Source organism: Stakelama marina (assembly GCF_018122655.1).
Taxonomy (GTDB): Bacteria; Pseudomonadota; Alphaproteobacteria; order Sphingomonadales; family Sphingomonadaceae; genus Sphingomonas; species Sphingomonas marina.
On the sequence record NZ_JAGRQC010000002.1, the window covers coordinates 470,996 to 496,080 of the forward strand.

The window sequence follows — 25,085 nt, forward strand, 5'->3', positions numbered from 1 at the left end:
AAGTTCAGGGTGACGAAGTAAGCGGCGCGGTCGCCAGCATCCGATATTCGCTCGTTTCGAACGGCTGCGGCAGGCCTTCCACCCAAAGGCCGTGCGCGTGCGCGATCGCGACCAGCCGCCAGTTGCCGTCGCCGGGCCAGGACCGCACCCGCACCTCCTGCCGGCCGAGATCGCGGTTGGGCTCCATCATCACCCACGCCAGCGGCCGCTCCGCGGTGGCGCGTGCTGCGGCGTCGCGCATTGCCGCGCTGATCCGCTCAGCCGTCGCGTCGGGCAGATATTGCCATACCACCGAGTGCATCAGCACAAGTGTGACGCCGGCGTCCTGCGGTTCGGCGAGTCGCGCTTCGACCCAGTCGGCGGCATCGGCCTGTGCCAGATCGACCGGCTTTTCGCGCTGCATCGCGATCGCACCGCGCACCCTCTCCAGCCGCTCGGGCACTTCCGCCCAGACATAGGCGGCAAGCCGCGCCTCAACCGCGGGATCGGTCGCGTCGAGCGGCCGGACGTCGCAACCGCGCGTCGATACGATCTCCACCTCTGCCGAAACCGGCTGTTCGCCGCGCCAATCGGGCGCGATCCGCACCGGGGCATCGGCGGGTCCGACGCGCACATCGCCGAGATCGAAGCCATAGCGATCGATCAGAAGGTTGAGCCCCGCGCTCGATCCGATCTCCAATATCTCCAGCTTCGGCCCGTGCCGACGGGCGACCTCCAGCAAGCCGGTCATCAGCGCGCCCGAGCGCCCCGGCTCATTGGTCTGCGGCGGGCCGTCGAGCCACGAACAGAGCCGCTCGTCATGATCGATCAGGACGCGCTGCAGCACGGCCTTCACCGCCCGCTCGTCGGTCACCGCCCCCAAAAAAACATCGGCCAGTTCGTCATCCGCACTCGCCAGCACCAGCGCATGCAGGCCACCGATCAGGCGTAGCGGAAGCGCATCGCGCGTCGGTTCGCCCGGCCAGTCGAGCACGCGCGCGCCGGTTCGGCTTTCGCGCGTCAGCCCCTTGGCCAGCGCAACGCAAATCCGCGCATAGATCGGCGCGTCCATCTGCTCGCAGTAGAATTGCTGGATCAGGAACGCGCCGCGATTGTTCTTCTCACTCGCCATATCGCCTCCTTCACCCCTTGTTGCGCATGCCGCCCGCCCCAAGTAAAGCCCGCCACGCCCATGACCGAACCCGTTATCATCGCCGTGCCCAAGGGGCGCATTCTGGAAGAGGCGCTGCCGCTGCTCGCGCAGGTCGGCGTCGTGCCCGAACCCGCCTTCGCCGACGAGAGCAGCCGCGCGCTGCGTTTCAAGACGAACCGCAGCGATATCGACATCATCCGCGTGCGCGCGTTCGACGTCGCGACCTTCGTCGCGCACGGCGCGGCGCAGCTCGGCATCGTCGGGTCGGATGTGATCGGCGAATTCGGCTATTCGGAGCTCTACGCGCCGGTCGATCTGGGCATCGGCCATTGCCGGCTGTCGGTCGCGGAACCCGCCGACATGGCGGCGAAGGACGATCCGCGCGGGTGGAGCCACGTTCGCATCGCGACCAAATATCCGGGCCTGACCCAGGCGCATTTCGAAGCGCGCGGCGTTCAGGCCGAATGCGTGAAGCTGAATGGTGCGATGGAACTGGCGCCGATCCTTGGCCTTGCCCCGCGCATCGTCGATCTCGTGTCGTCGGGCCGCACGCTCAAGGAAAACGGGCTGGTCGAGGTCGAGGTGATCGAGCAAGTGACCTCGCGCCTGATCGTCAACCGCGCAGGTTTCAAGACGCGCACCGACAAGGTCGTGCCGCTGGTCGATGCATTCCGCCGCACGGTGGCGGAGGCAGCGGCGTGATCCGCCTCAACGCCTCCGACCCCGCCTTTGCGCATGCTTTCGACGAACTCGTGGGCGCACGGCGAGAGGCCGATGCCGATGTATCGCGCGACGTCCGCACGATCATTTCCGCCGTGCGCGACGATGGCGATGCGGCGGTGCAGGCGTTCACCTCCAAATTCGACGGCCACGACCTCGACGAGACCGGCTGGCGCATCGAACGCGCCGAACTGACCGCGGCGCTCGACGGCCTCGACAGCGAATTGCGAAAAGCGCTCGAACTCGCGCGCGACCGCATCGCCGCCTTCCACGAAAAGCAGAAGCCGACCGACAGCGAGACCACCGACGATGTCGGTATCCGCCTCGGCTCGCGCTGGCGCCCGGTGGCGTCGGCAGGCGTCTATGTTCCCGGCGGACGCGCCGCCTACCCGTCATCGGTGCTGATGAACGCGCTGCCGGCCAAGGTCGCTGGCGTACCCCGGCTGGTAATGGTCACGCCGACGCCCAAGGGCGAGGTGAATCCGCTCGTCCTCGCCGCCGCCGAGCTGGCGGGCGTCGATGAGGTCTGGCGGATCGGCGGCGCGCAAGCGGTCGCTGCGCTCGCCTATGGCACCAAGCGGATTGAACCGGTCGATGTCGTGACCGGCCCCGGCAACGCCTGGGTCGCGGAGGCCAAGCGCCAGCTTTACGGCGTGGTCGGGATCGACATGGTCGCGGGGCCGAGCGAGATCGTCGTCGTCGCCGACGCGAAGAACGATCCCGAATGGATCGCCGCAGACCTGCTCAGCCAGTCCGAGCATGATCCGACCAGCCAGTCGATCCTCTTCGCCGACGATGCCGCCTTCGCCGATGCCGTGGCCGATGCCGTCGACCGGCAGATCGGCACGCTTTCGACCAAGGACGTGGCGCGCACGAGCTGGGACGCCAACGGCGCGATCATCCTCGTGCCCGAACTCGCCGCCGCCTGCCCGCTGGTCGACCGGCTCGCGCCCGAGCATCTCGAGCTCGCGGTCGACGATCCCGACCAGCTCTTCACGCTCGTCCACCATGCCGGATCGGTATTCCTCGGCCGGCATACGCCCGAAGCCGTTGGCGATTATGTCGCCGGCCCGAACCATGTTCTTCCCACCGGCCGCCGCGCACGTTTCGCGAGCGGGCTGTCGGTGCTCGACTATATGAAGCGCACCAGCTTCCTCTCACTCGACCGGGCCGGCCTTGCTGAGATCGGCCCTGCGGCGGTTGCGCTCGCCACGGCCGAAGGGCTTCCGGCCCATGCCAAGTCGGTGGCGCTCAGACTCGAAAGCAAATGATGCCAAGCAAGACCTCGAAATCTCGTACCCAGGCCCGTGCCGCCGCCCGCCTCGCCGCGGTACAGGCGCTCTATCAGCACGAGATGGAGGGCACGCCGGTGCCGACGCTGCTCCACGAATTCCACCATCACCGCCTCGGCGCCACGATCGAGGAGGTCGAATATGCCGATGCCGATGTCGATTTCTTCGACGATATCGTGACGGGCGTCGATGCGCGCCGCGACGAGATCGACGGCAAGATCGCCGCGCGGCTTTCGTCGGGCTGGTCGCTCGAACGGCTCGACAAGCCGATGCGCCAGATCCTGCGCGCCGGCACCTATGAACTGATCGCCCGCCCCGACGTGCCCAAGGGCGCGATCATCACCGAATATGTCGATGTCGCCCACGCCTTTTACGACAAGCGCGAGGCCGGTTTCGTCAACGGCCTGCTCGACGCGGTCGGCAAGGACGCACGCGGATAATGGGCGAGGTCGTCAATCTCCGCCTCGCACGCAAGGCAAAGAAGCGCGCCGAAAAGGAACAGACGGCCGCAACCAACCGGGCGGCGTTCGGGCAGAGCAAGGCGGAAAAGGCGGCGGAAAAGGCAGAATCCGATCGCCAAACCAGCATTCTCGACGGCGCGAAACGCGACTGACGGTCGCATGGCCGCCGGACATCCGCTCGACCGGGCCGCATGGTCGGCGCTTCGCGGTCGCCACGCACAATTCGCGCTCAGCCGCAATGGCGCGCTGCGATACGACCCGTCCTATGGTGTGTTCGCCGCGATCGGGGACCATTCCGAGGCAAGCCTCGCAGGCCTTTGCGCGCTGGTGGCCGAACATGGCGATGTCGCGTTCCTCGAAGCCGGTCCGCCGACCGATGTACCGGGCATCGCGGTCGTATCGCAGGAAGCAGGCGTCCAGATGACGGCCGACCGGTTGACCACCGCGCCGGCGCCCGACCGCGACCTGCTAACGCTTCGCGACGAAGACGTGCCTGAAATGCTGGCGCTGGCCACGCTCACCAAGCCGGGGCCGTTCTTTGAACGCACGCATGAGCTCGGCGATTTTTTCGGGGTAAAGGTCGGCGGGCGACTTGTCGCGATGGCCGGCGAGCGGATGAAGCCCGACGGCTTTACCGAGGTCAGCGGCGTATGCACGCATCCCGACCATCGCGGACACGGCTATGCCGCGGCGCTGATGCGGCTGGTTGCGCAGCGTATTCTGGATCGCGGCGAAACACCCTTTCTGCACGCCTATGCGAGCAATGAGGGCGCGATTGCGCTCTACCAAAAGCTGGGCTTCGCGGTGCGGCGCGAGGTGCTGATGACCCGATTGGCGCGCGCGACGTGAAATTGCACGCGCATAGCGTTTAGAATGGTCGCGATGACCGAGGCCGATTTCATCGCCGCGCTGCGGGCGCTCCCGCTGCACCCCGGTGCGCAGCAGTTGCGCGACGACACCGCGCGACTGGGCGAGTTGGTGCTTACCACCGACACCATTGTCGAGGGCGTTCATTATCTCAGCGAGGATGCCGCCGCCGATGTCGCGTGGAAGCTGCTGGCGGTGAACCTGTCCGACCTCGCGGCCAAGGGCGCAGTGCCCGAGGGCGCGCTGCTCAACTATCCGCTGGGCGACGATGGCTGGGACCGCGATTTTCTGAACGGGCTGGGCGAGACGATGAACCGGTTCGATTGCCCGCTGCTGGGCGGCGACACGGTTTCGCTGCCGCATGGCGCTCCGCGCGTGATCTCGCTTACCGCCGTCGGCCGTGCGTCGCGGTCGCCGGCCCGCAGCGGCGCACGCGCCGGCGACATGCTGTATGTTACCGGGACGATCGGCGATGCCGGCGCCGGACTGCGCATCGCGACGGGTGAAGACGGACCGGATTCGCTCGCGATCGCCTATCGTCGGCCGCACCCGCGTCTCGGCGAAGGACGCGCGCTCGGCGCTGTGGCGCGTGCCATGATGGACGTATCGGACGGGCTGCTGATCGATGCAGCGCGCATGGCGGATGCGAGCGGCCTGGCGGTCGCGATCGACCTTGCCGCCGTGCCGCTGTCGTCCGATTTGCGGGCCTTCGCTGGCGACGACCGCAATGCCCGGCTGGCGGCGGTCACGGCGGGCGACGACTATGAACTGCTCTTCGCGATGCCCCCCGGCGAAACCCCGCCGGTCGCCGCGACCCGTATCGGCCGCTTCGCCGCCGGAACGGGGCTTTCGCTGCAAGATAATGACGGCCCGATTGCGCTGCCCGATCGTATCGGCTTCGAACACCGCGCCTGAGCGCAACTTGCGCTCGCCCCCCGCTGCCCTATACCTGATGCGTTGCGCCTGAATTCCGACGGTACGATCGGATCCAGGAGGCGCCGAAAATTGGGGAAGGGGATTCATCATATGACGATTGTCTATGTTGCCATCGCCTGCGGCCTGCTTGCCGTGGTCTATGGCTTTCTGACCAGCGGCCAGGTGCTGCGAGCATCGGCGGGCGAAGCCAAGATGCAGGATATCGCAGCCGCCATCCAGGAAGGCGCCAAGGCCTATCTCGGGCGTCAGTATCGCACCATTGCCTTTGTCGGCGTCATCGTCGCCATCATCCTTGCGTTCACGCTGGGCTGGCTCTCGACCATCGGCTTCGTCATCGGCGCGGTCCTGTCGGGCGTCGCCGGCTATGTCGGCATGAACATCTCGGTTCGCGCCAATGTCCGCACCGCAGAGGCCGCGCGGAGTTCGCTGCAACGCGGACTGACGATCGCATTCCGCTCCGGCGCCGTTACCGGAATGCTCGTCGCCGGGCTCGGCCTGCTCGCGATCTCCGTCTTCTTCTGGTATCTGGTCGGCCCCGCCGGCCATGCCCCCAATGACCGCGAGATCATCGAGGCGCTGACCGCGCTCGCATTCGGCGCATCGCTGATTTCGATCTTCGCACGCCTCGGCGGCGGCATCTTCACCAAGGCCGCCGATGTCGGCGCCGATCTAGTCGGCAAGGTAGAGGCGGGCATTCCCGAGGATGATCCGCGCAACCCGGCGACCATCGCCGACAATGTGGGCGACAATGTCGGCGATTGCGCCGGCATGGCCGCCGACCTGTTCGAAACCTATGTCGTGACGCTGGGCCTCACCATGGTTTCGATCGCGCTGCTGGTTCAGGCATCGGGAACCGAACTGATGAGCCTGATGGCGCTGCCGCTGATCGTCGGCGGCGTGTGCATCGTCACCTCCATCATCGGCACCTATGCCGTGCGCCTGGGCCGCAGCGAGTCGATCATGGGCGCGCTGTACAAGGGCTTCTGGACTGCGGCGATCCTTGCGATCCCGGCGATCTACGGCGTCACCACATGGGCGCTGGGCGACATGAATGCGGTGATCGGCGGCGCCGGCTTCCTGAACGGCGGGTCGAGCGCGATGACGCCCGAAGCGGCGGCAGGCGCAGCAGCTTCGGCCGGGTTCACCGGCATGGACCTGTTCTGGTGCATGCTGATCGGTCTGGGCGTGACCGGCGCGCTGGTGTGGATCACCGAATTCTATACCGGCACCAATTATCGCCCGGTCAAATCGATCGCCAAATCGTCGGAGACCGGTCACGGCACCAACGTGATCCAGGGCCTGGCCGTCAGCCTGGAATCGACCGCGATGCCGACCATCGTCATCGTCGTCGCGGTGATCGCGACCTATCAGCTCGCCGGCATCATCGGCATCGCCTTTGGCGCGACGTCGATGCTCGCGCTCGCCGGGATGGTCATCGCGCTCGACGCCTATGGCCCGGTCACCGACAATGCCGGCGGCATTGCGGAAATGGCCGGCCTGCCCGACGATGTGCGCGGCCGCACCGACGCGCTCGATGCGGTGGGCAACACGACCAAGGCGGTGACCAAGGGCTATGCAATCGGATCGGCGGCGCTGGCGGCGCTCGTGCTGTTCGGCGCGTACACCACCGATCTCGACCGCTATTCGACCGCGCTGGGGCTGACCGGGCCGGTCAATTTCTCGCTGTCGAACCCCTATATCATCGTCGGACTGCTGCTCGGCGCGCTGCTGCCCTATCTGTTCGGCGCGTTCGGCATGACCGCGGTCGGCCGTGCGGCGGGATCGGTGGTCGAGGATGTACGCGTGCAGTTCCGCGACGATCCGGGCATCATGGCCGGCACCAGCCGTCCCAATTATGCGCGCACGGTCGATATCGTCACCAAGGCGGCGATCAAGGAGATGATCATCCCCTCGCTGTTGCCGGTGCTGAGTCCGATCGCGGTGTTCTTCATCGTCAGCTGGGTCGGCGGAAAGCCGCAGGGCTTTGCCACGCTGGGCGCGATGCTTCTCGGCGTGATCGTGTCGGGCCTGTTCGTCGCGATTTCGATGACGAGCGGAGGCGGCGCCTGGGACAATGCCAAGAAATATATCGAGGACGGCAATTACGGCGGCAAGGGATCGGAGGCGCACAAGGCCGCGGTGACCGGGGACACGGTCGGCGATCCGTACAAGGATACCGCCGGTCCCGCCGTCAATCCGATGATCAAGATCACCAATATCGTCGCGCTGCTGCTGCTTGCCGCACTTGCAGCCGGGGGTGGCTGATCCAATATAGATAATGACGTTTTCGTCCCCGCCGGAACTCGCTTCCGGCGGGGCATTTGTTACAGGTGCTTTTCTTTTGGGCTCGGACAGCGTACAGGGCTGCGCCGATTGCTCGAATTCGAACGAGGTTTTGTTTGGCCAAGGAAGAACTACTCGAAATGCGCGGTCAGGTCGTTGAGCTTTTGCCCAACGCCATGTTCCGTGTCCGGCTCGAGAACGACCACGAGATTCTCGGGCATACCGCAGGCAAGATGCGCAAGAATCGCATCCGCGTGCTGGTCGGCGACGAAGTGCTCGTCGAACTGACGCCCTATGACCTGACCAAGGGTCGCATCACCTATCGCTTCAAGTGATCTGCGGCTTCGCGGATCGTCCCCGCACCGGCGGGAATCCGGCATAAGGACGCGCCCGGTGCGGCTCGTCCTGGCCTCTTCGTCTCCGCGTCGGCGCGACTTGCTCGCGCGGATCGGCGTGACGCCCGACCGGATCGACGCTCCCGACATCGATGAAACGCCGCTGCCCGGCGAGCTTCCGCGCGCCTATGTGCTGCGCATGGCGGAGCAAAAGGCGTACGCGGTGACGCGGGACGCGGACGAGATCGTCCTCGCGGGCGACACGACGATCGCTCTGGGCAGGCGCATCCTCGCCAAGGCCGAGGATGAGGCCGAGCAGCTCCGGATGCTCTCGCTGCTGTCGGGGCGGCGACACCACTGCCTGTCGTCGGTATGCGTGATCGACCGCGAAGGCCGCGCGCGCGTGCGGCTGTCCGATTCGACCGTGGCGTTCAAGCGCCTGAGCGCTGCCGAAATCGACCGCTATATCGCCACTGGCGAGGGACTGGGAAAGGCTGGCGGCTACGCCATCCAGGGCCGCGCCGAAGCGTTGGTGCGCTTCATGTCGGGCAGCCATTCGGGCGTGGTCGGCCTGCCGCTGTTCGAAACGCGCGCGCTCCTTGAAACGAGCGGATACCCCCTTGGCTGAATGGGTCGTCGAGCGCGGGATCGGCGAGACCCGCGCCGCGCTGATCGATGGCGACCATATCCTCGAAGCCCGCATCCTGCCCGAGGGAGAGCTGCTCGCCGGAACGGTGATCGAAGCGCGTCTGGTCCGGCGGCTGCCCGAACGCAATCAGGGTATTGCCGCCTGGGATGGCGGCGAGGCGCTGCTCGTCCCGCTACCGCGCGGCGTGACCGAGGGGGCGTCGCTGGCAATCGAGATCACGCGCCCAGCGTTGCCCGAACCCGGCAAGCCCAAACGCGCCCGTGCCCGCCTGGCGCAACCGGATGCCGCAACAGGCAGACCTCCATCCATCGAAGCGACGCTCGATGGCCCTGTGCGCGAGACATCGCCTTATGATGCCGACATGCTCGAAGCGGCAGGGTGGAGCGAGTTGCTCGACGAAGCCGCCACGGGGACTGTCCGATTCGGCGGAGGGGCGCTCGCCATCGCGCTGACACCTGCGATGACGCTGATCGATGTCGATGGCGAGATCGCGACCGATGCGCTGGCGATCAGCGGCGCGCGTGCGGCTGCGGCGGCGATCCGGCGACTCGATATCGGCGGCTCGATCGGCATCGACCTCCCCACGGTTTCGGACAAGCAGGTCCGGCTGGCGGCGGCAACGGCGATCGACGCCGCCCTGCCGCAGCCGTTCGAGCGCACCGCGGTCAACGGCTTTGGCTTCATCCAGATCGTTCGCCGCCGGTCGCGCCTGTCGCTGCCCGAACTCTATGCGGCCGATCCGGTCGGCGCGCATGCCCGCGCGCTGGTCCGGCGCGCCGAACGCAGCACGGGTCGCGGCGCACGTACCATTGCCGCCAATCCGCGCGTCATCGCGGCGATCGAGGATGGCAGCTGGGTTGCCGAGCTCGAACGGCGAATCGGCGTTTCGATCGCCTTGCACCGCGATGCCGGGCTCGCCATATCTGCCGGCCATGTCCAAGCGCAATTCCAGTGACGCCTGCCCCGTCTGCGGCAATCCGGCCGCGGCCGAATTCAAGCCCTTTTGCAGCCGCGGGTGCAAGGACCGCGACCTTTTGAAGTGGCTGGGCGAAGGCTATCGCATTCCCGGTCCGCCCGCCGATCCCGACGATATGGTCAAGGCGCAAACTGGGCTGGACAGCGACGGCGAGCGCGATTAAGACGCGCCCTCTTCCGATGATCATCGGATGTGCCCAGGTAGCTCAGTTGGTAGAGCATGCGACTGAAAATCGCAGTGTCGGCGGTTCGATTCCGTCCCTGGGCACCACCGCCTGATTTCAGGGCATTCCAGCACTTCCATCGGTTCATACGCGTCGCGGGACCGCAGGCGCACGGTAGCGCATCGCGCGTTCCACGCCTGAAAGCGACTCTTCGGAAATCGGGGACAGCCGAGCGAGCCCGAAGCGGCGCAGCTCACCGGCTGCCTGCGCGATCGATTGCGGTCGCCCGGCCCCGCCTTGACGGGTTCAGGCCGGTGCGAGCCTGACGCGGGTGACGATGGTGGCCCGGAAGCCCGTTTCGGGCATGCGGGAAAATTCGACTCTCGCCCCCGCTCGCGTCAGCGCGGTGTCGACGATCGCAAGTCCGAGCCCGCTCCCCTGAACGTCGGTTCGCCCGCGAATGAAATGCTGGCGAACATCGGCGATCATGGCTTCCGACATCCCCTCCCCCTGATCCTCGACATAGACGCCGTTGGCCGCGACGCCGACCGTCACCGTCCCCCCGGCAGGTCCATAGGAGGCGGCGTTCTCGATCAGGTTGCGCAGCACGAGCAACAACACGTCCTCGCCCAGCGGCACCGTGGCCCGCATGGCGTCGTCGGTCGGCGCGACGGTTACGCCCCGGTCGGCCAGAAGCGGGGAAAGATCGTTTCCGATAACGCCGAGCAGTGGCGCGATCCGCGTCTCCTCTGCGGCCACGGGAGGCATGCTGCCCGCCTGCTGCCGGGTAAGTTCGAGCAGTTGCCGCACCAGCCGCGTCGTGCGCGCGATCGAGGCGGCGATATGCGACAGCGCCTTTCGCCGGACCGCGGGATCGTCGGTCCGCCCGGCAATGTCGGCCTGCATCTTCAGGCCAGCAAGCGGCGTCTGCATTTCATGCGCGGCGCTCGCGAGAAAACGCCGTTCCCTTTCACGCATTCCCGCCAGCCCGGCAAAGGCGCCGTCGATCGCCTGCGTCACCACCGTCATTTCCGGGGGAACGCGTTCGATACCCAGCGGCGACAGGTCGTCGGCACCGCGCCCCTCGATCGTCGCTGCGATATCGTTGAGCGGCGACAGGCCGCCTCCGATGCTGATCCACAGCAGCGCGGCAAGCGCGAAAATCCCGATGATCGCGGGGATGACGAGCCCGAGGATGAGATGCGTCAAAAGGTTGCGGCGCATTGCCAGCGTATCGCCGACCATCACGCGCACGCCGCTTTGCGGGACGACAAGCGTATAGACCCGCCAGCCGACGCCGCCGATGGTGCGGTCCGAAAATCCGGAGCTGTCGTGGCGGGCGAGCGCCGCGGTGGGCGCGGTATCCGACCGGCTGATCAGCCGCCCGGTGACCGACCATATCTGGCAGGAAAGCTGGCGGCTATAGTTGTCGCCCACCGGCAGCGGCGGGATCGTCGCACCATTGGTATCGGCGCGCACCGAGCCGAGCGAGGCGACCATGCCGGCCGCCTCTTTCAGGCGATTGTCGAGCGCATGTTCGATCTTCGACTTGGTGCTGTAGGTCGCCCAGGCCGCAGCCACCGCCCAGACCAGAATGGTCACCAGCGCTGCCTGGAGGAACAGGCGTTTCCGGAGCGACATCATGGCCGCGGCATCCGATATCCTTCGCCGCGCACGGTTTCGACGGCGGCCTTGCCGAGCTTGGCGCGCAAATGGTGGATATGGACCTCGATCGCGTTGCTGCCGACCTCTTCCTGCCAGCCATAGATTCGATCCTCGATCTGCGCCCTCGACAGGACGTGGCCGGGATTTTCCGCGAGCACGCGCAACACGGCGAATTCGCGGCGCGACAGCGACACCGGCTCTCCCTTGTGCGTCACGCTCCGCTGGTTGAGATCGAGGACCAGATCGCCGACGCGCAGCAACGCCTCCGGCGCGCCGACCGAACGGCGGTGCAGCGCGCGGATCCGCGCCGCCAGTTCGGTGAGGTCGAAGGGTTTGCCCAGATAATCGTCGGCACCGGCGTCGAGCCCGTCGACCCGGTCTTCGACCAGCGTGCGCGCGGTCAGCAGCAGCACCGGCGTGCGGTCGCCCGAGGCGCGCATCTCGCGCAGGAGATCGAGTCCCGACCCGTCGGGAAGCGCAATGTCGAGGACGATGACGGCATAATCACCGCCTTCGATCGCGATGCGCGCATCTTCGCAAGTGGCGACGCTGTCGATGGTAAGGCCTTCCATCGGCAACCCCACGCGCAAGCCGTCACGAAGGATATCGTCGTCTTCGACGACCAATATGCGCACTGCAGTCTCCCTGGTCCGAACCCTTGCGGACCCAGACTTATGCCAGCCTTAACCCGGTCGCGGCGAGCTTTTTGGCACGGCGGGAATCCGGGACCTCGCTCAGAAGGTGAAGGTGAGGTCGGTATAGGCGTAGCGGGTGGTTTCGCGGTTCTGCGTCGTCGGCGCGTATTTCAGGAAATCGCCCTTGAACAGCAGCGCGCCGCCGATCTCGAAGCGCAGATTCTTCATCAGCGGATAGCGGGCGCGGGCGAAGATCTGCTGCCCCGCATTGTGGCTCGGGCCGTTCCTGATGCCGCTGCGCCCGAACAGGTCGTTGGGCTGGGGCACCTGCATCAGGCGATAGGTCAGCCATACCCGCCCCTTGCCGGGCTTGGCGGACAGGTCGATCCCGGGCGCGAACACATTGGCGCGCGTCATCGGACCGTACAGTCCCGGCGGCGCGAAATCGGGAAAGATTGCGCCATAAAGCTGATCGAACCGGGTGATTTTGTCGCTGTCGTCCTGACCCGAGGCATAGTCCGCGACGAGCGCGACGCGCGGCGACATCGGCCGATCGAAGGTATAGCCGACCTCGCCGTGGAACGCCTGCGCCCAGACATCGCGCGGCGTCGTATCGCCGGGTGCGGCGCTGCGGTGCGCGGTGCCGAACTGCAACATCGCCTCGAACTCGAAATCGCCCCTGCCGGGCGCCGGCGCCTTCATCAGCCGCGTGCCGGTGGTGTAGAGGTTGCGGTTCTTCGTCGGGTAACGCGGGCTGTCCTCCTCGTGGAGATAATAGCCATAGCCTTCGATCGTCATGCCCGCGACGGGGCGCTGATAGAACAGCCCGGCAAACTGCTGGTCCAGGCTGTTGCGGTCGATCTCCACCGCATTGTCGTACACCTTCGCCGGGGTCCGCGGCAGGATCATCGTCGGCATCGTCCAGAACGCCGTCAACGCACTGCCGTCGCTGCCCTTCCGGTCGACCCGCACGCCGAGATAGGCGTTGGTCGTGTTGCGAAAGCGCGGGCTGTTCACCAGCCGTATCGAACCGAGCGTCATGCGCATCTGGCCGACCCTGACCCGCGTCTTCGACCCCGCGCCCAGCGCGCCGCCCAGATCATAATCGAGATAATATTGCACCGGCTCGAGCGCGTTGACCTCGCCCACGCGGACCGGGCTGTTGTCCGCCTCGCCATAGGCGCGCGAATCCATCACCTCGCCGACCAGCGTCAGCGGGCCGCTGCGATATTTGGCCTCGACGCGCGTCTGGAACAGCGCGATATCCTCGTAATCGGGTCCTTTGGCGCGGAACTGCCCGTCGAGCAACTCGGCGCGCGCACGCACCGAACCTGCGATCGAGAATCCGTCATCCGCAGCAGCATTCGCCGCCTGTTGCGCCGAGGCAGCCGGGGCGAAACCCGCCGCTGCCAGACACAGGCAGAGCGATACCGGAAAACACCCCTTCGCGAGCAGGGAACGGCGAACAAACGAAGCCGGTTTGGCCGTGCAATGGGTCATGTTCGATTAGCTGCCTTCAGTTCGTCGAGAGAGGACGCACGCGTGGCGCGCGCAAAAAAGGCGGCGCATGGGCCTGACGGGAGGGGAGGGCATTCCCGGCCCGATGCGCCGCCGGACCCGGCCGGCGTCGAACACGCTACGCGGCCGGGATCAGGTAGAAAAATGGGAAGCCGCCGACGCGGCCGCGCCGGTCAGTTGGCCATCAATGCGTAGCCATTGAGCTGGTAGTTGGCGAGGACGACCTGCGCCGACAGGCTCTTCTTGGTATAGGCGTTGAGATCGGCCGCGGTCAGCTTCTTCGACGCCATGGTCTGACCACAGGCATAGAATTCCACGCCGTTTTCGCTCAGCTGCTTCATCAGCCCCAGATTGGGGTTGTCGCCCACGTCCTTGTCTTTGTCTTTGTCCTTACCCTTGGCGAGCGCCTTGAAGGCCTCATTTCCAAGCGCCGGACCGATTCCGGGACCATAGAACACGGCGACGATGTGGATCTTGTCCTTGGGCACGCCGCCCGCGCGGAGCAGGTTCACGTTGCGCGCGATCGACCACAGCGTGGCGTTCACGCCGCCCTTCATCTTGTCGTCATGGATGCCATAGACCAGCTTGTAATCGAGCTTCGGGTCCGGACGCACGGCGACGTCCTTGTAATCCATGATCTTGCCGTACCCCTTGATGACCGGGGTTTCCCAGCTCTGCGCCTGTGCGGCGCCGATCGAGGCCGCCGCGATGGCGGCCGACAGCATCAGCTTCTTCATGACAATATGTCCTTTCAAGTACTCAACGGAATTCATAATCGGCGCCGGGGATGGTGGAGAGGCTCATCGTCCCCAGCTCCTCGCTATAGGCGCGGCCATCGAGCTTGGGCGCCACCGGAGAATGCGTGCCCAGATATTCGACGATGGCGTCGTGGACCGTGTAGGGCATCTCCTTCACGTCCTCGACCATCGGCAGCCGGTTGAAATTGCTTTCCGGCGCGCCGGTGCGGATCACCGAAGTCACGGTGTAATATTGATCGGGCTCGACCGGCTTCCCCTCGACGGTCAGCGAGATGATCCGTTCGCCCTTGGGCCGCGACGGTTCGAAGCGCAGCCGCATGCCGGAAAAGCGGATAAGATAGCCACCGAAACGTTCCGCGGCATTCGGCGAAAAGGCGTTGTTGATTTCCTTTTCCAGCCACATGTGCAGGACGCTGCCCTTGACCCGACCGGTCTTGAGCTTGGTGTTGATCGGCATCCAGTTGAACAGATTCGCCATCGTGATCGGCGCTGGCTTGCCGTTTTCGGGAACAACCGGGTTGCCGTAGCGGAACCCGTTTGAAAGCGCGATCTGCGTTCCCGTCTTCCAGCGGAATGCATCGGTAATCATGTCGTCGAGCGGCGATTCCACCGCGAGATAGCGATAGACCGGCTCCTTGGTATAGCCGATCACCTTTTCCATCTCGGCGCGATGCGGCGCTTCGGCCTGATCCACCAGCGCCTTCATCTTCGGGTCGGCCGGATATTTGGCGGGATCGACATCGATGAGCTGGTAATCGTCGCCCAAGAACTTTCCGTTGTCGAAATTCAGCGTCAGCTTGCCGACGAAGGTACCGAATGCGCCCGGCTCGGTGACCTTCGCGTATTTGCGCTCCAGCGGCTTGCGGATACGCTCATGCGTATCGTTGCCGAGGACATAGTCGACATTTTCGGCAACCGGGCTGTCGGCGATCGCAATCTGCTTGAAGACGCCCAGATGCGTCACCAGGAACATGACGTCGATGTCATTGTCCTTCACAAAGGCGTCGATCTTGTTCTTCAGGCGCGCATCGACACCGGAGAATACCAGCCCCTTGCTCATCGCGGGGTTCTGGCGCTGCGGCACATCGGGATCGTCGAGTCCCATGAATCCCAGCCGCACACCGTTGATTTCCTTGATGAGCGTCGGCTGGTACACCGGCTTGAAATTGTCGGCGTGATAGATGTTTTCAGCGACCGGCGTCGTACCGAAGCTGCGCTCCAGCTTGATCATCTGGTCCTTGCCGTACACGACGGCCCAGTTGCCCGGAATGATCATGTCGAAGCCGAGGTCGCGAACGGGGGCGATCATGTCCTCGCCCTTGGTAAGGACCGAATAGCCGTCGCCCTGGTACAGATCGCCGCCGTCGACAAGCAGCGTGCGCCCCGGATTGGCCGCCCGCTCACGGTCGACGAGCGTCTTGATATGGGCAAGGCCACCACGCTTGTGGAAAACGACCTTGCCGTTTTCGATGAACAGATCGTGATGCGCCTTCATCTGGCCATGCAGATCGGCGATTTGCAGAATCGTGACCGAAAATTTGCCGGTCGGTTCGGCTTCGGCAGCGGGCGAGCAGCAAAGCCCCGCGCCATCCAACTGGTCGCTGAAGGCCGGCATTCGAACTCGCTTCGAGGCAATTGGCGGGCAATTTCGTCCCGATGCCGCGCGATCCGATCAAGCGCTGCTCGTACGAAGCTCGCTCGCCGCGCTGTACGAGCACGGTGCGGTGCGGATGGGCGCCGAAATCTGGGATGCGCGCGCTTATCTTGAACAGCCGAACAGCAGTATCGGTACCGGCGAAGTGAATACACTGGCGCTGATCCAGGCTTATGGCGGAGTGGCGCTCGGCGACAGCGACAACAGGACGACAATCGACTTCGGACGCTTCACGATGAATATCGGGTCGCGGCGGCTCGTGTCGCGACAGAATTTCCGTAACAGCACGAATGCCTATACCGGCGTGCACCTGCATCACGACGACGCCCGTGGCAGGCGGATCGACGCATTCTGGGCGATGCCCCAGCGCCGGCTTCCGGATGATGCCGCGGCGCTGCGCGACGATCGCCATGCCTTCGACAAGGAAGGCACCAGCCTGCAATATTATGGCGTGTCCGCCGAGACGCCGATCGGACGCGGGATACGCGCCGAAGTCTATGGCTATGGCCTGTCCGAACGCGATGCCCCCGGGCGCCGGACGCACAACCGCCATTTGTGGACCCCGGGTTTACGGCTGCACCGCCCCGCGCGTGCCGGCACGTTCGATCTCGACATCGAATTGTCGGGCCAGTTGGGAACCGCCCGGAAGAGCGCCGATCCGGCGGATCGCCGGGACCTGCCCGTGCGCGCGGGCGCAGCGCATGTCGAGGTCGGACGGCGCTTCGCAGCGAGCGGCCTGCCACGCGTCGCGGTTGGATTCGATTATGGCAGCGGCGACGGTACGGATCGGGCGATCGGTCGCTTCGACAGGCTCTTCGGCGCACGACGTTTCGACTACGGGCCCACCTCGCTATTCGGGGTGATGGCGCGCGAGAACGAAGTCTCCGCGTCGGTCGCCGGCGACTGGCACCCCGCGCTCCGCTGGCGCGCGCGCGGCAGTTACCGCGCCATGTGGCTGGCGCGCGCCAACGACAGTTTCGCCGCATCGGGCATACGCGATCGCAGCGGACAATCGGGCCGTTTCGCCGGCCATCTGGTCGAAGCGCGGCTGTCCGGTCCCGTAATGCCCCATGCCAAATTCGAAATCGGCGCCGCCTATCTCGCCAAGGGAAGATTCCTGCGCCATGCTCCCAACGCACCTGCCACCGGAAATACCCGCTATGCCTATGCCCAGATCGAACTTTCGCTCTAGGAGCCGGCGATGCCGATAACCGTGGGGTTGCTGCTTGCGCTCAGCTTCATCGTTTCGCTTATCGCGCTCGCCTTTCTCATCTGGGCGATCGCGAACCGGCAGATGGCGTTCGATCAGGCGCAGGCGGAAACGATCTTCGTGCCGGGCGAACAGGGACATCCCGACGACGCGACAGCCGCGCCGGAGGCACTTGAAGCACGCGCGCACCATTACGACCCGGTGCGTGCCGGGATCGATGCGGTCTCTGCCCGTCCGGTGCTCGTCCTGCTGGCAAGCGCGATATTCTGGCTCGTGCTGGGTTCGCTGTTCGGGCTGACCGCTTCGCTGAAGCTGCACTGGCCCGACTGGCTCGACGGTTCGCCGGCGCTCACCTTCGGCCGGGTACGCACGCTCCATCTCAACATGGTCGCCTATGGCTGGACGTCGCTCGCCGGCCTGGCGGTCGTGATGTGGGTCGCCCCGCGCATCTTCCACACCGCGCTGCGCAATCCCCGACTGCCCGTGATCGGCGCGGTGTTGTGGAACCTGGCGCTCGTCATGGCGGCATTCGCGATGGCCAGCGGCTGGAACGATGGCGAGGAATGGCTCGAGATTCCGTGGCAGATCGACATGTTGCTGGCGGCTGCGGGCAGCCTGTTCGTGATCCCGCTGATTCGCACGGCGATCGCGCGCAACGTGCATCACATCTATGTCAGCGGCTGGTACTGGATGGCGGCGCTGTGCTGGTTTCCGGTGCTGTTCGTCGTCGCCAACGTCCCGCTTTTCTACTCAGGCGCGCAGGAAGCGACGGTCAACTGGTGGTTCGCCCATAATGTTCTGGGCCTGTGGCTGACCCCGCTCGGCGTCGGCGCGGGCTATTATTTCATTCCCAAGATCATCGGAAAGCCAATCTATTCCTACAGCCTTTCGCTACTCGGCTTCTGGGGCCTCGCGCTGTTCTACAGCCAGGTCGGCATCCACCATCTGATCGGCGGCCCCGTGCCGACATGGGTCGTCACGCTGTCGATCGTGCATTCGGTGATGATGTTCGTTCCGGTAATCGCGGTGGCGATCAACCAGCATGTCACGGTCGGCAGGAATCTGTGGGCGCTGAAGGAGTCTGTGGCGCTGCGTTTCATCTCGCTCGGCGCGGTCTGCTACACGCTCGCCTCGTTCCAGGGTTCGATCGAGGCGCTGCGTTCGGTCAATACCGTTACGCACTTCACCCAGTACACGGTCGGCCATGCGCATCTCGGCGCCTATGCGTTTCTGTCGTTCACGCTTTTCGGTGCGATCTACCACATGATGCCGCGGATCACCGGGCGCGCCTGGCCGTGGCCGAAGATGATCCCGCTGCACTTCTGGCTCGTCGTGATCGGCTTCGCGATCTATTTCGTCGCGCTCAGCATCGGCGGCATTCTGCAGGGACTGGCGATGCTCGATGCGACGCGGCCGTTCTCCGACAGCGTCATCCTGCTCAAGCCCTATCTTGAAAGCCGGTCGCTGGGCGGCGGGCTGATGACGCTGGGACATCTGCTGTTCGCCGCGCACTTTACCGCGATGTTGATTGCCCGGCGGCCTGCCGGAACCATGGAGGGGCCACGCGAAACGCGCCCGGCCGTAGCAGCATGAACCGTATCGCACCGCTCTCGATCCTCGCGCTCGGCATCCTGGCGTTCGCCACGCTGCTGCTCGTCATCGTGCCGGGCATCCAGATCAACACCGAACCGCCGACCCCCGGACTGAAGCCCTATACCGCCCAGCAACTGCGCGGCCGTCAGGTATATATCGCCAATGGCTGCGTATATTGTCACAGCCAGCAGCCGCGCAGCGCCGACCAGGCGCCCGACGATATCCGCGGCTGGGGACGCGCTGCGGTCGCGTCCGATTACGTCTTCGACCGCCCGCATCTGCTCGGCACGATGCGCACCGGGCCGGATCTGCTCAACATCGGCGCACGGTTGCCGAGCCGCGAATGGCAGCTGACGCACCTCTATCAGCCGCGCGCGATATCGGACTGGAGCATCATGCCCGCCTACCCCTTCCTGTTCGAGGTGAAGGACAAGGCGGCGCCCGGCGACGTCGTGGTATCGGTCCCGAAAGAATATGCACCGCGGCACGGCGTCGTCGTCGCCAAACCCGCGGCGCTCGACCTCGTCGCCTATCTGCAGAGCCTCGACCGAACGATGCCCGTACCGGCGAAGGCGATCCGCGACGACGGCTATGACAATGATGGGGTTGGCAAATGACCCGGCAAGCCAGGGACAATCGGGCGCCCGAAGAAACCTTCGAGCCCTATGAGGAACATCGCGGCATCCCGCTGCCGGTGCTGTGGATCGCCATAGCGTTGGCGCTGTGGGGCGTGGTCATGCTGTTCCAGAGCCATAGCGCGGCGGATTCGGGCATTACCCGCCGGGCCAGCCAACTGAGCACGCAGACCGGCCAGACCGCCGATGCGGGGGCGGCGCTTTTCGTGGCCAATTGCTCGACCTGTCACCAGCCCGAAGGGACCGGCATATCTGCGGCGATCCCCCCGCTGGCGGGATCGCCCTTCACCGCCGCGCGGCCCGAAGTCGTGACGCAGATCCTCCTGCACGGCATCAACGGCCCGATCCGCGTCGGCGACCGCGATTTCAACGGTCACATGCCCAGCTTCGCCAGCGTTCTGAGCAACGAGGAAATCGCCCGGATCGGCAATTACGTGCGCAAGCGCTTCGGCGGACAGCCGCCGGAGCTGACGCCGCAACTCGTCGCTCGAGAACGTGAACGCTTTGCCGATCGCGGCCCCTGGGCGGGCGGCGCGGAGATCGCCGGGACGGTGGATGCGAGCCTTGCGCCGCAACCGCCTACGGTCCCCGCGCGCATCGTGCCGACCGACGCGGCGACCCGCCACCTGGTCAACGACGGTCGCGGCGATGCCTGGGCGTGCGCATCATGCCACGGCGCACAGGGACAGGGGAACGAGGATGTTCCGCGCCTCGCCGGACTGCCTGCCGCCTATATCGCCAAGCAGCTCGGCGACTTTTCGAGCGGACGCCGCGACAACGATTCGATGCGCGTCGTCGCGCGGGCCTTGTCGAAGCGCGAAATGGCGGCGCTGGGGCGTTATTATGAACGGCTTTCGGTACCGTCGACCGCCAGGCCCTCGCTCGGCGGCGACCTTGCCAGGGGAGAAAAGCTCGCTCTCGAAGGCGATTGGGAGAACAAGGTCCCGGCCTGCTTCTCGTGCCACGGCCCCTCGGGCTTCGGGGTGGCACCGACCTTCCCGTCGCTGTCTGCGCAGCATCCATCCTATACAGCGCGGCAGCTTGCCGACTGGGCCGGCGGCGTGCGAAGCAATTCACCGGTCCAGATGATGGAAAAGATTTCGGGAAGGCTCAGCGCCGAGGATCGCAGGGCGATCGCCGACTATCTCGCGACCCTGCCCCCCGTACCCGCGCGCAAGCCGACGCCAGAGGAGGCGAGCAATGCCAACACCGCACGATAAGCAGCGCCAACCGGAAGGCGCTCCGCCCGCGACCGCTCCGCGAAGTCACGGCCGCACGGCGCGAACGGCCATTCTGGCGCTCGCTGGCGGCGGCGTCCTGTTCGTGATCGGCATGGCGGCGTTCGAGACCGGCCTGCTGGGTGACGGGGGCGACGATACCAACCGCCGCGAAACCGCCGCGAAGCAAAGTGACGCCGCCTTCCAGCCCCCGGCGCTCGGCGCGATCCCCGACGACGAAAACGGCGCCGCCATTCGTCGCGGCATGGCGATCTTCCTCAATACCAAGACCAACGCGGGCGATTTTGTCGGCAACGACCTGGCGTGCGTGAACTGTCACCTCGACGCGGGGCGCAAGCCCGGTTCGGCCCCGATGTGGGCGGCATGGGTCGTCTATCCCAAATATCGCTCCAAGAACGGCAAGATCAACACGATGGAGGATCGGCTGAAAGGCTGTTTCACCTATTCGATGAACGGCCAGGGATCGCCATCGGGCGGTCCGCCCCCGGTCGGATCGGATGTCTATCGCGATCTGGAGATTTATTTCCGCTGGCTCGCCACCGGAGCGCCCACCGGCGAGAAGATGAAGGGGGCCGGCTATCCCAAACTGAAAAAGACCGACATCGGCTATGATCCGGCGCGCGGAGCAAAGGTCTTCGAACAGAATTGCGCATCGTGCCACGGTGCCGACGGACAGGGCCAGCGCGACATCAACGGACGGATCGTCTTCCCCCCGCTATGGGGGTCTGGCAGCTATAATTGGGGCGCGGGCATGGCGCGGGTCAACACCGCCGCCGCCTTCATCAAGGAAAACATGCCGCTGGGGCAGGAAAACCGTCTGACCGACCAACAGGCCTGGGACGTGGCCGCCTTTATCGACAGCCATGAACGGCCCAGGGACCCCCGCCAAACCGGCAGCGTCGAAGCAACCGCCAAGGCGCATCATGGCGGTGAAAGCTATTACGGCAAGACGTTGAACGGCCGGCTGCTCGGCACCGGAACTTCCGGCAGCTGATCGCAGATGGTCGCGATGCGCAAACAGCTTTTCGCGATCGACGGGCTGTTCTGCGGCGGATGCGCCCGCGGTCTGGAACGGCGCATCGCTGCGCTCGACGGCGTGGTGGAAGCCGGTGTGCATTTCCTGACCGCGTCAGCGCTCGTCCGCTGGGAACCCGGACGCTGCGATCAGGCCCGCATAGCCGCCTGCGTCGCCGAGGCGGGCTATCGCCTTGTCGAGCGCAGCGACTTGCGCGAAACCCAGGCCAAGCTCGCGAGTCTCGGCCGTGCGCTAGCGCTGCGCCTGACGATCGCGGTATTTTTCGGGATGTGGACGATGGGCGCCGCGCTCATTCTCTATGTGCAGCCCGATCTTGCCGCGGACGACGCCTGGTGGGTCGCGGTGGCATCGGGTGTTTTCGCGATCCCGACGATCGGCTGGGCGGGCGCGTCGATCCTCGACATGGCGTGGCGGTCGCTTCGCCTGCGCAGCTACAATATCGACCTGCTGATCGGCATCAGCGTGGCGGGATCGGTGCTGCTTTCGCTTGCGGCGCTCGCCAGGGGGAGCAACCACGTCTATTTCGACGCGGCCACGATGCTGGTGACGCTCCGGCTCGTCGGACAATGGATCGAAACACGCGTTCGCGCCGATGCGGTCGCGGCGGTGCGCGCGCTCGAAGCCGCGGTTCCCGAACGGGCACAGCGCGAAGGCGAAGTCGGTACGGTCGCGGTCGACACGCTCGCCATCGGTGACCGGGTCACGATCGACGCCGGTTCGAGCATCACCGTCGACGGCACCGTCGTCGCGGGGGAAAGCACGCTCGACCGGTCGTTCCTTACCGGCGAGAGCGCGGCGATTCCGGTGGCGGCAGGAACCGCCGTACAGGCCGGATCGATCAACCTGTCGCGGCGGTTGGTCGTCGTGGTCGAGCGCCTGGCAGGCGACCGCGAAATCGACCGTATGGGCGGCCGTGTTGCAATCGAGTTGGCGGCACGGGGCGAACGCCGCTCTGGCGAAGACAGGCTGATCGCACTGCTTGTCGCGGCAACGCCCGTCATCGCCTTCGCGGCGCTCGCCCTCGGCATCTGGCAGACCGGCGGCGTGTTCGGGGGCCTGTCCAACGCGCTGGCCGCCGCGATCGTCATCTGCCCGTGCGCAATCACGATAGCGCGTCCACTCGCCGCGCTCCGGGCAATTCGGCAGGCGAGCGTGCGGCATTTGCGTATCGCCGACCCGGATGCGCTCGACGCGCTTGCCGAATTGCGCGCGGCGGTATTCGACAAGACCGGCACGCTGACGATGGGGCGGCTGGAGGTGGATACGGTAACCCCATCGCCGAAACACCATGCCGCTGAGGTGCTTGAGATGGCGGCGCTCGCCGAAACGGGGATCGCGCACCCGATCGCGCGCGCCGTTCGCGACGCCGTCGGCGACAGGGGCGATGGCGGCGTTCGCGAGGCGCGCGGCGCGTATGTTTTCGATGCTGCAGGACGGCGAATCGAGGTTCGCACCGCGGACGATGTCGCCGATGCCGCCGGCCCGGTGATCGAAGTGCGACGCGAAGGCGATATCGTCGGAACGGTCGCGCTGCGCGATGTCGCCGACCCGGCAGCCGCGCCGATGCTCGCCTCGCTCCGGCGTGCGGGCGTTGCGCTGCGTATCGCCACGGGCGACGCCGCGGCACCCGCTGCCCGAATTGCGCAAGACACCGGCCTGGCGCCCGCAGAGGTTACTTATGACTGCACGCCGCTCGCCAAGGCCGAGCTGGTCCGCACACTTCCCCGCCCCGTGCTGTTCGTCGGCGACGGGATCAACGACGCACCGGCGATGGCGGCGGCGGATTGCAGCGTATCGGTGGCGCGCGCGCACGGCGCCGCAACCGCCATCGCCTCCGTCGCGATCCTCAAGGGCGGTCTGGCGCCGATCGGCGACGCAATTCGCATCGCCCGCGATCACCGGTCGATATCGCGCCAGAACGCCGTGCTGGCCATTGCGTACAACGCCGTGGTCATCCCGTTGGCGCTGGCCGGCGCGATGACGCCGCTCACCGCCGCGCTCGCAATGACCGCCAGCTCGCTGATGGTGAGTGCCAACGCCCTGTTGGGAGGAAAGCGCGTATGACGATCGCCAGCCATCCGTTACGCGCCAGCGCGGTCGCCGAAATGCATCTTCGCCAGATGCCACCGCTCACGGTTCCGTGCCGGGTCCGCCAGACGGTTCGCCTGCCGAGCGCGAAGGAACGCGCCGCCGAACGTCAGGCGGTCGAGGCGATGCTGGGCACCGCCGATGCGAAACCCGATGCGCGGCATCTGTCGGGCAGTCCGGATCGCGGCATCGCGCTCGCATGGGAACGCCATACCGAGGCGAGCACGACGCTGCTGGTCGTATCGGACGGCGTCGATGCGGAGACCGAACGCCGCTATATCGACTGGCTGGAGGATCTTCCCGGCCCCGTCATGCGCGCGACGTTGCTCGATCTGGTCGAGGATGAGGCGGCGGCGCTTCCGCTGGTCGCGGAGGCCGGATTCGAAGCCGCCGAAACCGTCAGCTGCAATATCCAGGGCGCCAGGATCTGGACCAATTTCCGCCTCGCCAAGGGGCATGACTATGGTCGCATGATCGTCGCGGCGCACGATACGCACCCCGCCGATCTGGCGCGCACCATTCAGCAGCTTCAGGAACTCGGCAACTATCGCAACCTTGCGCTGCTCGGGCTGGCGGTAGCACAGCAGCGCGGCGCCGAGGTGACGGCGATAGAGCGCGACCTTTCGGCCGCCACCGGCCGAATGGGCGAAACCGCCGACCGCAAGCTGCTCGAAGGCCTGACGATGTTGGCGGCAAAGGTCGCCGCACTGCGTGCCGAAACCGAATATCGGATGAGCGCGACCGCCGCTTACGGCCAGATCGTTCAGGACAGGCTGGAAAGCCTGGCGCCACAGCCAATCGCGGGATTCCAGAACCTGAGCGAGTTCACCGAACGCCGTCTGTTGCCCGCGCTGCGCACCTGCGCGTCGTTTCGGCGTCGGCTGGAGGCGGTGGCGCTGCGTATCGAACAGACAACGGCGATGCTGCGCACGCGGGTCGACCTCGAACTACAGGATCAGAATGCCGCCTTGCTCGGCTCGATGGAACGCAACGCCGTGCGACAACTCCGGCTGCAGCATCTGGTCGAAGGGCTGTCGGTCATCGCGCTTACCTATTATGCGATCGCGCTGCTCGAAAAGCTGCTCGACGCGGGACAGGAGGCGCACTGGCTTCCGGCGAGCGCGGAGAAGCTGGCAGCGCTCGCCATTCTACCGGTGCTCGTGACCTTTTCGCTGCTCGTTAGGTGGCGCGCGCACCGCGCCGAGAAATTGTGACGCCGGTTCAGCCGACCGGCTGCCGAG

25 protein-coding genes and 1 tRNA gene are annotated in these 25,085 nt (G+C 65.9%); 19 read left to right on the forward strand and 7 right to left on the reverse strand.

The window, feature by feature from the left end:
• Positions 1-4 precede the first annotated feature (4 nt).
• On the reverse strand, positions 5-1,111 hold the full coding sequence (locus tag J7S20_RS08705) for a DUF2332 domain-containing protein (protein WP_284053850.1): 1,107 nt from the start codon (positions 1,109-1,111) through the stop codon (positions 5-7).
• Between the two features lie 60 nt (positions 1,112-1,171).
• Here J7S20_RS08705 and hisG point away from each other — a divergent pair, with 60 nt between their 5' ends.
• A complete protein-coding gene (hisG, locus tag J7S20_RS08710; protein WP_284053851.1) occupies positions 1,172-1,834 on the forward strand; it encodes an ATP phosphoribosyltransferase in 663 nt (220 codons plus the stop codon).
• Here hisG and J7S20_RS16340 read toward each other — a convergent pair.
• On the reverse strand, positions 1,761-1,940 hold the full coding sequence (locus tag J7S20_RS16340; protein WP_430980920.1) for a hypothetical protein: 180 nt from the start codon (positions 1,938-1,940) through the stop codon (positions 1,761-1,763). The genes hisG and J7S20_RS16340 overlap by 74 nt on opposite strands.
• Here J7S20_RS16340 and hisD point away from each other — a divergent pair.
• The 11 genes from hisD (at position 1,885) to J7S20_RS08765 (ending at position 9,921) form a co-directional block, all read left to right on the forward strand.
• Positions 1,885-3,123 carry a histidinol dehydrogenase gene (gene hisD / locus J7S20_RS08715; RefSeq protein ID WP_430980921.1) on the forward strand — a complete coding sequence of 413 codons (1,239 nt, stop codon included), beginning with the start codon at positions 1,885-1,887 and terminating at the stop codon, positions 3,121-3,123. The genes J7S20_RS16340 and hisD overlap by 56 nt on opposite strands.
• Positions 3,123-3,584, forward strand: coding sequence for a transcription antitermination factor NusB (nusB, locus tag J7S20_RS08720; RefSeq protein ID WP_284054047.1), 462 nt, complete (start codon positions 3,123-3,125; stop codon positions 3,582-3,584). The genes hisD and nusB overlap by 1 nt, the downstream gene beginning before the upstream one ends.
• On the forward strand, positions 3,584-3,757 hold the full coding sequence (locus J7S20_RS08725) for a DUF4169 family protein (protein ID WP_284053853.1): 174 nt from the start codon (positions 3,584-3,586) through the stop codon (positions 3,755-3,757). The genes nusB and J7S20_RS08725 overlap by 1 nt, the downstream gene beginning before the upstream one ends.
• Positions 3,758-3,764: 7 nt before the next feature.
• Entirely contained in the window at positions 3,765-4,454 is a 690-nt protein-coding gene (locus J7S20_RS08730) for a GNAT family N-acetyltransferase (RefSeq protein ID WP_284053854.1), read from the forward strand.
• Positions 4,455-4,487: 33 nt separating this feature from the next.
• Complete coding sequence (thiL, locus tag J7S20_RS08735) at positions 4,488-5,387, forward strand: thiamine-phosphate kinase (protein ID WP_284054048.1); 900 nt, start codon at positions 4,488-4,490, stop codon at positions 5,385-5,387.
• A gap of 111 nt (positions 5,388-5,498) precedes the next feature.
• On the forward strand, positions 5,499-7,673 hold the full coding sequence (locus J7S20_RS08740) for a sodium-translocating pyrophosphatase (protein WP_284053855.1): 2,175 nt from the start codon (positions 5,499-5,501) through the stop codon (positions 7,671-7,673).
• Positions 7,674-7,807: 134 nt separating this feature from the next.
• Positions 7,808-8,026, forward strand: coding sequence for a translation initiation factor IF-1 (gene infA, locus J7S20_RS08745; RefSeq protein ID WP_003049127.1), 219 nt, complete (start codon positions 7,808-7,810; stop codon positions 8,024-8,026).
• A gap of 58 nt (positions 8,027-8,084) precedes the next feature.
• Entirely contained in the window at positions 8,085-8,654 is a 570-nt protein-coding gene (locus J7S20_RS08750; RefSeq protein WP_284053856.1) for a Maf family protein, read from the forward strand.
• Positions 8,647-9,630, forward strand: coding sequence for a ribonuclease (locus tag J7S20_RS08755; RefSeq protein WP_284053857.1), 984 nt, complete (start codon positions 8,647-8,649; stop codon positions 9,628-9,630). Before J7S20_RS08750 ends, J7S20_RS08755 begins: the two co-directional genes overlap by 8 nt.
• Entirely contained in the window at positions 9,608-9,814 is a 207-nt protein-coding gene (locus J7S20_RS08760) for a DNA gyrase inhibitor YacG (RefSeq protein ID WP_284053858.1), read from the forward strand. Before J7S20_RS08755 ends, J7S20_RS08760 begins: the two co-directional genes overlap by 23 nt.
• Positions 9,815-9,845: 31 nt before the next feature.
• Positions 9,846-9,921: transfer RNA gene (locus J7S20_RS08765), tRNA-Phe, on the forward strand.
• Positions 9,922-10,120: 199 nt separating this feature from the next.
• On the opposite strand, the gene J7S20_RS08770 is transcribed toward J7S20_RS08765, so the two are convergent.
• From J7S20_RS08770 to J7S20_RS08790, 5 genes are all read right to left on the reverse strand, one after another.
• A complete protein-coding gene (locus J7S20_RS08770; protein ID WP_284053859.1) occupies positions 10,121-11,458 on the reverse strand; it encodes a sensor histidine kinase in 1,338 nt (445 codons plus the stop codon).
• Positions 11,455-12,114 (reverse strand): response regulator, encoded by a 660-nt coding sequence (locus tag J7S20_RS08775; RefSeq protein ID WP_284053860.1) that lies wholly within the window; start codon positions 12,112-12,114, stop codon positions 11,455-11,457. Before J7S20_RS08775 ends, J7S20_RS08770 begins: the two co-directional genes overlap by 4 nt.
• Positions 12,115-12,213: 99 nt before the next feature.
• Positions 12,214-13,614 carry an alginate export family protein gene (locus J7S20_RS08780; RefSeq protein ID WP_284053861.1) on the reverse strand — a complete coding sequence of 467 codons (1,401 nt, stop codon included), beginning with the start codon at positions 13,612-13,614 and terminating at the stop codon, positions 12,214-12,216.
• Between the two features lie 191 nt (positions 13,615-13,805).
• Positions 13,806-14,369, reverse strand: coding sequence for a DsrE family protein (locus J7S20_RS08785; protein WP_284053862.1), 564 nt, complete (start codon positions 14,367-14,369; stop codon positions 13,806-13,808).
• Between the two features lie 22 nt (positions 14,370-14,391).
• On the reverse strand, positions 14,392-15,885 hold the full coding sequence (locus tag J7S20_RS08790) for a bifunctional metallophosphatase/5'-nucleotidase (RefSeq protein ID WP_284053863.1): 1,494 nt from the start codon (positions 15,883-15,885) through the stop codon (positions 14,392-14,394).
• Between the two features lie 31 nt (positions 15,886-15,916).
• Here J7S20_RS08790 and J7S20_RS08795 point away from each other — a divergent pair, with 31 nt between their 5' ends.
• Genes J7S20_RS08795 through J7S20_RS08825 form a run of 7 tightly spaced genes read left to right on the forward strand, consistent with a single transcriptional unit; the run spans position 15,917 to position 25,058 of the window.
• A complete protein-coding gene (locus tag J7S20_RS08795; protein ID WP_284053864.1) occupies positions 15,917-17,236 on the forward strand; it encodes an alginate export family protein in 1,320 nt (439 codons plus the stop codon).
• A gap of 9 nt (positions 17,237-17,245) precedes the next feature.
• Positions 17,246-18,847 carry a cbb3-type cytochrome c oxidase subunit I gene (locus J7S20_RS08800; RefSeq protein WP_284053865.1) on the forward strand — a complete coding sequence of 534 codons (1,602 nt, stop codon included), beginning with the start codon at positions 17,246-17,248 and terminating at the stop codon, positions 18,845-18,847.
• Positions 18,844-19,464, forward strand: a complete 621-nt coding sequence (locus J7S20_RS08805) for a cbb3-type cytochrome c oxidase subunit II (protein ID WP_284053866.1) — start codon at positions 18,844-18,846, stop codon at positions 19,462-19,464. Before J7S20_RS08800 ends, J7S20_RS08805 begins: the two co-directional genes overlap by 4 nt.
• Positions 19,461-20,702 (forward strand): c-type cytochrome, encoded by a 1,242-nt coding sequence (locus J7S20_RS08810; RefSeq protein ID WP_284053867.1) that lies wholly within the window; start codon positions 19,461-19,463, stop codon positions 20,700-20,702. The genes J7S20_RS08805 and J7S20_RS08810 overlap by 4 nt, the downstream gene beginning before the upstream one ends.
• A complete protein-coding gene (locus J7S20_RS08815) occupies positions 20,683-21,714 on the forward strand; it encodes a c-type cytochrome (RefSeq protein ID WP_284053868.1) in 1,032 nt (343 codons plus the stop codon). The genes J7S20_RS08810 and J7S20_RS08815 overlap by 20 nt, the downstream gene beginning before the upstream one ends.
• Positions 21,715-21,729: 15 nt before the next feature.
• The gene (locus J7S20_RS08820) at positions 21,730-23,820 is read left to right on the forward strand and encodes a heavy metal translocating P-type ATPase (protein WP_284053869.1); all 2,091 of its coding nucleotides are present in this window, start codon (positions 21,730-21,732) and stop codon (positions 23,818-23,820) included.
• Complete coding sequence (locus tag J7S20_RS08825) at positions 23,817-25,058, forward strand: DUF3422 family protein (protein ID WP_284053870.1); 1,242 nt, start codon at positions 23,817-23,819, stop codon at positions 25,056-25,058. Before J7S20_RS08820 ends, J7S20_RS08825 begins: the two co-directional genes overlap by 4 nt.
• Positions 25,059-25,085: the final 27 nt, after the last annotated feature.

Excerpts from the sequence above, each read along its gene's own strand:
- J7S20_RS16340 (WP_430980920.1), bottom strand. The coding sequence starts at position 1,940 with ATGATCGTGCGGACGTCGCGCGATACATCGGCATCGGCCTCTCGCCGT.
- J7S20_RS08825 (WP_284053870.1), top strand. The coding sequence starts at position 23,817 with ATGACGATCGCCAGCCATCCGTTACGCGCCAGCGCGGTCGCCGAAATG.
- J7S20_RS08815 (WP_284053868.1), top strand. The coding sequence starts at position 20,683 with ATGCCAACACCGCACGATAAGCAGCGCCAACCGGAAGGCGCTCCGCCC.
- J7S20_RS08740 (WP_284053855.1), top strand. The coding sequence starts at position 5,499 with ATGACGATTGTCTATGTTGCCATCGCCTGCGGCCTGCTTGCCGTGGTC.
- J7S20_RS08805 (WP_284053866.1), top strand. The coding sequence starts at position 18,844 with ATGAACCGTATCGCACCGCTCTCGATCCTCGCGCTCGGCATCCTGGCG.
- J7S20_RS08730 (WP_284053854.1), top strand. The coding sequence starts at position 3,765 with ATGGCCGCCGGACATCCGCTCGACCGGGCCGCATGGTCGGCGCTTCGC.
- J7S20_RS08800 (WP_284053865.1), top strand. The coding sequence starts at position 17,246 with ATGCCGATAACCGTGGGGTTGCTGCTTGCGCTCAGCTTCATCGTTTCG.
- J7S20_RS08820 (WP_284053869.1), top strand. The coding sequence starts at position 21,730 with ATGCGCAAACAGCTTTTCGCGATCGACGGGCTGTTCTGCGGCGGATGC.
- hisG (WP_284053851.1), top strand. The coding sequence starts at position 1,172 with ATGACCGAACCCGTTATCATCGCCGTGCCCAAGGGGCGCATTCTGGAA.
- J7S20_RS08770 (WP_284053859.1), bottom strand. The coding sequence starts at position 11,458 with ATGATGTCGCTCCGGAAACGCCTGTTCCTCCAGGCAGCGCTGGTGACC.
- J7S20_RS08785 (WP_284053862.1), bottom strand. The coding sequence starts at position 14,369 with ATGAAGAAGCTGATGCTGTCGGCCGCCATCGCGGCGGCCTCGATCGGC.
- J7S20_RS08705 (WP_284053850.1), bottom strand. The coding sequence starts at position 1,111 with ATGGCGAGTGAGAAGAACAATCGCGGCGCGTTCCTGATCCAGCAATTC.
- thiL (WP_284054048.1), top strand. The coding sequence starts at position 4,488 with ATGACCGAGGCCGATTTCATCGCCGCGCTGCGGGCGCTCCCGCTGCAC.
- nusB (WP_284054047.1), top strand. The coding sequence starts at position 3,123 with ATGCCAAGCAAGACCTCGAAATCTCGTACCCAGGCCCGTGCCGCCGCC.
- J7S20_RS08810 (WP_284053867.1), top strand. The coding sequence starts at position 19,461 with ATGACCCGGCAAGCCAGGGACAATCGGGCGCCCGAAGAAACCTTCGAG.
- J7S20_RS08725 (WP_284053853.1), top strand. The coding sequence starts at position 3,584 with ATGGGCGAGGTCGTCAATCTCCGCCTCGCACGCAAGGCAAAGAAGCGC.
- J7S20_RS08760 (WP_284053858.1), top strand. The coding sequence starts at position 9,608 with ATGTCCAAGCGCAATTCCAGTGACGCCTGCCCCGTCTGCGGCAATCCG.
- J7S20_RS08780 (WP_284053861.1), bottom strand. The coding sequence starts at position 13,614 with ATGACCCATTGCACGGCCAAACCGGCTTCGTTTGTTCGCCGTTCCCTG.
- J7S20_RS08790 (WP_284053863.1), bottom strand. The coding sequence starts at position 15,885 with ATGAAGGCGCATCACGATCTGTTCATCGAAAACGGCAAGGTCGTTTTC.